Annotated in this window: 1 protein-coding gene; it reads left to right on the top strand. The window is 43.4% G+C overall.

The features are described 5' to 3' along the window. Window positions 1-7,782, top strand: a 7,782-nt coding sequence (locus BKH46_RS08880) for an autotransporter domain-containing protein (RefSeq protein WP_143428948.1), incomplete at its 5' end; no start/stop codon positions are given. Window positions 7,783-7,836 lie beyond the last annotated feature (54 nt).

Genomic DNA, 7,836 nt, shown 5'->3' with positions numbered 1-7,836 from the left:
AGCTACTGGGGTGGCAAAACAGCTGCCCAACTCCAAGCAGAGGCCCAAAAGGTAGAAGAAGCCAACAAACTCAAGGCTGAAGAAAATTCTAAAGCTCCTGAAAATAGTGGCACTGATGTCCAAGCCGACCAAGGCCAAACATCAGCCCAAAGCGCACCCGCAGTTCCCACAGAGAGTGCAGATAAAGATAACACCACAGAGAGCGCTCCCGTTGTTGCAAGTAACGATACACAAGCTAGCCCATCAGTTCCATCAGCTGAAGCTACAGCCAAGCCCGATACAAACACTGCAACAGCAGAAAATACAACTGCTGAAAACACAGCCAATGAAAGTGCAGAAAATGTAGTCAGCTCTGCCACTCTCGCAGCCACTAGCACAAACAGCACAACCATCAAAGCAGCTGATACAAATAATAATGTGGCTCCAACAGCCAATATAAACAACACTTCTAACACAGGCTATACCATTGACTTTGATATTGGCAATAAAGATTCTAGCAAACCCACAGCAGTCTATGACATCACCTTTGATGGGGGTTATGCCTATCCTGACTTTGAAAATAGCTTCTATACAGGAACGATCAATACCTTAAATTCACTCTCAAGCTTCACATTTAAAAATGTCGGCACGATTAATTCAGCCCAAATCTCAAATACGCAAGCCCATATTATCCTAGATCAAAGTATCATCAAGGGCGATTTCCTCCAGACCAATGCCACCATTGATTTTAGACCCATTGCAGATTCAGAAAAATACGCCCAAGGGATCGATGCACTCACAGGCAATATTGTCATGACCCAAGCTGAAAAAGATGGCTCTTTGGCTAAAAATATCTTCTTTGATTTCACAGGCAATACACGCAGTGAAAAAATTGGCTCTAATGAAAGTAATAAGACCTATTATGTTGCAGGCAATGCGGGTTCAAACTTTAGTTTCATCAATCTCACTAAAATTGTCCCAACATCTGATACCAAAGCACCCAATAACACCATTTATTGGGATGGAGATACCACAACTAGCAATGGCACTGACGCACTCTTTAAAACCCTCCAAGACAATGGTGTCCACTTAAAAGCTGCCACTTCCACAGATAAATTTGGCTCTATGAATCAATCCCTCGATGATGCTGTGAATTTTAATTTCTATGGTTCGAATATCTATGGTTATAGCGCGCAAGACCAAGGGGGTTCTACAAGTCATGATGGCAAGATTGAATCCAAATATGGCATTGGAATCTATGTCGATAGCAGAGCTGATGGCTCAAGACTCAAAATTGGAGGGCTCAATTCTGAACTCAATCAGTCTTCACTCTATAATGTCTCAGAGATTAAATCTAGCTCAGGAGGTGTGAGCTTAGGACTCTATGGCAATAATGCACTCGCTAGCACTGAAAAGACCATCAAGGTTAGTATTGCAGGAGATGATAAAGTCTTTAATCTTATCGGAGCCGGAGAGCCTGTGACTACCACTAATGCAGATGGCACAACCACGACCACTAATCCCCTAGTCGCAGACATCACACTAGAGGGCAACTCCACAAAAGGCACGCTCAAAGCAGGCTCTGTGATGAATATTGCCAATATCTCTTTTAAAGGTAATTTCCTCACAAGCAAAGACACTACTGCAAGTGGCTCTAATCAAGGGGGCACCATCAATGCTATCTTTGATGATACAGCTAAACTTGGCGAGGGCAGTTACATTGGTTCTAAAGATGGCGCGCTAAATGTAACGATCAATAACACCACCCCTCCAACTAATATAATGGGAACAGATGGCAAGATTGATACAAGCAAAGCCTCCACCTTTATCATTGGTTCAGGAGTTTCCACACTCAAATTCACCAATGCAGGAGTCATCAAGCTAGCCACTTCCGATAAAACCATAGTCGATACCCCAGCCACCCCATCAGATGGCTCTACAACCAATGGCAGCACAATACAAGCCAATCAAACCACTTGGGGTAAAGATTCTGAGGGCACAAAGTTTGCTAGAAACAGCAATGTCCAAAGCTCAGGGACTACCATCATTGGGAATTTCTACACAGATAATGGCGATTCATTGAAAGGCTCGGCTCAAGGGACTTTCTTCAAACTCAGCTTTGATAATACAGATCCCAATAATGCCTCTTATTTCCAGACTAATATGATTGGTCTAGGTGTCAATGGCTCCAGTCTCTCCGCTGTGGGCTTACACTCTCTAAGAAGCTTAGATAAAACCTCAGATTCAGGATCCACAGGCTGGGATAGCACCACTCAAAAAGACACAGGACTCATTACCTTAAAACTCCACGATGGCAACACAAGCCCCATGAACTTGATGAATGTTAATCTCATCAATACAGGCGCTAATGTCGCCATTGATACTTCTTATAGTGGAGGGAAAAAAGAATACAAAGATGTTGGCAGTTGGAATATGTATAATAACTTCTACACACGAGGGACTTCCATCACAGGCGATGCGACCTCAAATAGTTTCTATGGCACAGGCCCACAAACTCTAAAAATGATCTTTGCCAAATCCACCAATACTTTTAAAGAGCTCTATACGACTCTAAAACAAGAAGGGGATACCTATAATCTCTCTTTGAATTCTGATAAAATCGCTAATATAACTAAACCCACTCCTGTAACTGAGGGCGATACCACAGATAAAACAGAGAATAAAGACACAACAGACACAACAACTCCACCTGAAACCTATGGACAAAATGGCTATATCGCAGAATCTCAATACTCCCTAGGTGAGCTTAAAATCAATGGAGGTGTCGAACTCACCTTTATTGGCGATCAAGCCTTGAGCCCAGATTATGCAGCCTCCATGGCAAAAGATAAAGTCACAGCAATTCTCTCCACCAACTCTAACTCACTCTTTAGCTTCATCAATGCTGGCACACTCACGACTAATACATCTGAGACCACAGCAACTATCAATAAATCCCTTGCAGCCTTCAATCAAAGTGGTGGCAAGGGCACAATCAGGTTGCTAGGAACGACCATCAAAGATGCTGATCTCTCACAATCTAATCTAGGCCTCAACGCGATCTTTGATCAAAGAAATGCCGATGGTGCCACCAAGAGTGCCACAGAATCTAGTGATAGTGGAGAAAGCAAACCCCACGATTATGAATTTGTTCGTATCAATGGCGCAGATGGAACAGCGACTAATCTCACCACAGATGCCTTTGGCACTCTCTCAGGCTCAATCCTTAATGTCAATAAATCAACTCTTGATGGCACAATCACACTAGGAGGTAGCGCAGGAGTGAGCTATATTGCCTTCTTAGGTAAAGATGCATTGGGCGCTAATGGCAAGCTCATGGGGGGCAATGCCAATAACAATGTCTTCTTTGATGGAGCAGGGACTTTCAAATCCACTGAAACTAATGGCACAACTACTTTAACAGAAGAAGCTGCAACCTTTAAGATGGATCCCATCAAAGGCTTCAAGGGCAATATTTCTTATATCAATACACAAGTCACCTCTGCCCTAGAAGACAAAGCAGGGGTCACTGTGACCTATGACCCCAATACAGGAGAGGGCACAACAACGATTGCAAGCTCCACTCCAACAGCTCCCACTCCATCCGATGGCAATACAGGTGCTGAAGCTAGTCCATCAAGCCCCTCTAGTGGCTCTGCTACTCCCACCTATAGTGACTCGGATAAATCCCAGTTCAATCGCCTCACGATTACTTTCAATGATGACAAGCACACATTAGAAACATTAGAGAAAACCCAAACAGAAAACGCAAATGGCAACACCCAAGGTGGCTCTGAAAATGGTGGCACCCAAACAGAGGGTAGCAACACACAAACCGAGGGAAGCAAAACAGATACTCAAACCGATGGCAAGATCGAACTCAGTGCTATCGCCAAGGAATTTGTCAATAATCTCCAAAGCTTCAATGGCACAACCTATGGGATTAACTTGAATAAAACCAATGCAATGAACCAATCTGTGGGCTATACCAATGGCGCCATGACTCTAAACTTCATCGGTGCAGGCTCGATTACAGCAGGTTATGATAAAACCACCAAAGATGATGGCTCCATCTCCTATACTAAAAAATCTGATGGCTCAGGTCTTGTGATTGCCAATGACAATAAAAACAATCTCTATAACTTCATTGACTTTGGTAAAATCGATATCGGACTTTTCTCAGGGGATAGTGGAGTCTTCAATGGTGCGATTGGCTGGGTTGGAAACTCTTGGCAAGTAGGCGTCATTAGAAATGCGCTCGGAACCCAAGAAAACTACCAAGTCATTGATTTCGACCATCTCCCTGATCCAGAAATTGCCCAAAACACCTATAAAGCACAAATGGGCGCTCAATATATCATCTTTGATTTCCATGGCTCCACTAAAGTGGCTGACAGCACACAAACAGGTATGAAAGCCTATAAATTCCAAGGAGAGATCACAGATTCCACCCACTCTAAAAACTCTGTGTATATCTTCAAAGACTTAGGAGCCATCACTCTAGCCAATAACACAGAGACAGAAAAGCACCAAGAGTTTGCCGATGCACTCAATGCCTTTATCAATAATGAAAACAAAAGCACAACAGATGGCACCACCACCTATAAAAATATCATGATCAACAAAGGCACCATCGGTATCACTGACACCAAAGTCATCGGAAATATTATTGCCAATAAGGTCAAAGACAATACTCAAGGTGGAGGCTCTAGTGGAGGAGGTGGAGAAAGTGGAGGCCAAGCCACACCCACATATTCCAAAGACATAGCGCTCAATCTCACTTTCTCTGATAGTGCCCATAATGACAGAGGGATCGATGCAAGCCTGACAGGGACTTCCATTGAAGGCGATGCGACTAAGACCATCACTTTCTTAGGTCAAAATAGCTTCAACAAAGACCTTGTTATCAAAGGGGGCGATGTGGCCTCTAGCTATAATTTCTTTGATGCAGGCGTGCTCTCTCAAACCCAAATCAATAATATCCTCTATGCAGGCACAGCAAGTGTGACTGATAGCGCAGAAGAAAAGAAAGAGAAAATCAATGAGGGCACATTTGCCTTTGATGGAGCCACTGCAATCTATGGAGATCTCAATAACACAAGTGAGGAAGCTAAAAATCAAAGTATTCTCTTAGGCAATCAAAGCTCTGGTGTGCTTCTAGCAGGGGATAAATCTGCAGGAGGCTTGAGTGGTCTTTCAGAGATTGCGACCACTGCCTTAGTCAATGCAAAAATTGGCGTGGGCTCAAGAGTTGCTATCACCAATAAAAACGCCAACTCAGTCTATGACTTCTCTGCCTTTGCTAAATCAGCCCCTGTGATTGCAGATATCAATCTCAACACAGCCACCACAGACCTCACAACAGAAGGCGCCACCTCAGATGGCATTGCTAAGGCTAAAATCAAAGGCTTTAGTGGTCAAACTTCACTCATTGGTGCCATCCAAGACTCTGATCAGACCATCAAGCAAATCAAACCCACTACAGATACAAAAGCTGACGCTAGTGCTGTAACAGCCAGAAGTGGTGAGACACCCTCTGCTACTCCTGTAACAGAAACCAAATACCAAAGCTCCAACAATGAATATATCTTTGGTGATTATGCCTCCAAGGATAAAACAGCTACTTGGGTGCTCACAGGGGATTCTACGATTGAATATCTCATGGTCTATAACCAAAATGCAAACCAACGCGATGCAATTCTAGATACTGCTACTTTCGCTCAAACTGGCGCTGTGATAGACTTAAGAGGCAATCGTGCAATGGGTAATACAGAAGCCATGGGAGGTGCAGCGCTCAATGGCGCGATCCTAGCAAATGCTGGTCTCTCTGCTCCTACAGGTTTCACACCCCATACACTCACAGCTAAAAATGCAGACTTAAAGAACGCTGTTATTAGACTTGGAGTCGATACCATCACTTCTCAATCTGATAAACTCGTGATCCAAGGGATTGGTAATATCAATCCTGCTATCACAGGGGGCGCAGGAGGAGATATGAGTCAAGGTGGTGTGGATCGACAAGATAGCCTCTTGCAAGTCTTTGTCGATAGGGGTGATGGCACAATCAATAGCCCAATCCTTTTAGCCACCATCGATAACACCCAAAACTCTAAAGATGTCAATGCAGGTTATTTCCAAGCTGTGGGCTATTCACTCGGACTCTATCGCTATGTCCCTGTTGTGAAAGCCACAGCCTCTGTTGTGACTGATAAGCCCAACACAACAGATAAAGCAGACTCAGCACAAGGGGAGGGCAGTGCGACAGCTACTGCCATCACAGGTGCAACTACAGATAGCTCAAGTGCCACCACCAAAGATGACAACACCATCAATGGCACAGCTGTCTTAAATCCTAATGATAAGTCCCAAACACTCTATTATTATCTCACAGCCATGAATATCTCAAAAGATACAGGTGCCATCAAGCCCTTAGAGCAATCATTGGGCGCTTTCTATCGTGGCTTTAGGATTGCTACTAATAATCTCAATCTCCGAATGGGCGAACTCAGAGGGATTGGGGCTAAAGATGGCGTATGGGCTAGAATCATCAATGGTGCAGGCTCAGATAAATTCTCCAACAAAGACTACTACACCACACTCCAAGCTGGCTATGACAAGAAATTTGATGTCAGTGGAGGTGTGAATTATGTGGGTGTGAGCGCTGAGGCAACTCTTATTTCTTCTAAAGGAGGGGGCTATACTTCTACAGGTAGAAACCTAGGACTTGGACTCTATAACACTTACATTATGGATAATGGCTTCTATGTGGATGCAAGTATGAAATATCTAAACCTTGGCAATCGCATTAGCTTCAATGACGCAAGCTTACAGCGTCTAAGCTCAGCAAATTCTGTGTATTCCAATGCGTTCTTACTTGGTGGTGAAGTGGGTTATCGCTATGAAATCGATAAACTCCTTAATGGTAATTCTAATCCTTATACTAAAGGTTATTATATCGAGCCCCAAGCAGAGCTCATCTATGGTTATATCCAAGGGGCTAACTACAATGCTTCTATCAACTCTGCTGTTGTTGAAGCCAAACTCAAAGGGGACAATGCCTTTATCTCTAGAGTGGGCGCTGTATTTGGTAAGCATTTCAAATCTCAAACAGGAGTCCGCACAGATCTTAGACTTGGACTCTCTTATATCAATGAAATCAACTCAGGAGGCTCTTCAACCTTAGTCCAAACAGGAGCTAATACTCTAGCTAATCCTGATATCAACGCCACAACACTAGCCAATAACAAACTCAATGTATCCTTAGGGGTCAATGTTGTCATTGATGAAAACTGGAGAGTGTATGCAGATCTGAGCAGAACTTTCTTTGGTGTGTATAACTTTGATTACAATGCCAACATTGGAGCAAGAATGAGCTTTGGTAAAAAAGCCTCCAAACTAGAAAAATCTTTACAAAACAAACAACAAGAGAGCTTTCAGCCCAAACAAGAGCCCATTAAAGCCCAAACCAAAGCAGAAGTCTTAAAAGACAAACAAACCATCTCTTTCACCCAAGAACAAATTGCAGGTAAAAAGACAGGCTGCCAAGGCTGCTTCCCAGAAAAAGGACTCTACCTCCAAGTAGCAGTCCTCACTCAAAACGACCCTAAGGCTACAAGCCTCATTGATAAGTCTTCTTATCGTGTCTATGACTTTATGTTTGAAAACAAAGACGCTAAACGTTACTTGATGGGACCTTTTAAAAACATCGACACCTTGATAGAAAACAAACCCCAAGCAGACAAGATTGTCCAAGACATTGACAACAATCCTAAGTCTTATGCTGTGATGTATGAGGTGAAGTAAGTCCCTTTGCCTTTAAGGGAGAGTAAAGTAAGAGGGGCTTTCAAAGATAAGGGG

Origin of the sequence: Helicobacter sp. 12S02634-8, assembly GCF_002272865.1 — a bacterium.
GTDB lineage: Bacteria > Campylobacterota > Campylobacteria > Campylobacterales > Helicobacteraceae > Helicobacter_J.
This window is presented reverse-complemented; position numbering and strand designations above follow the sequence as displayed.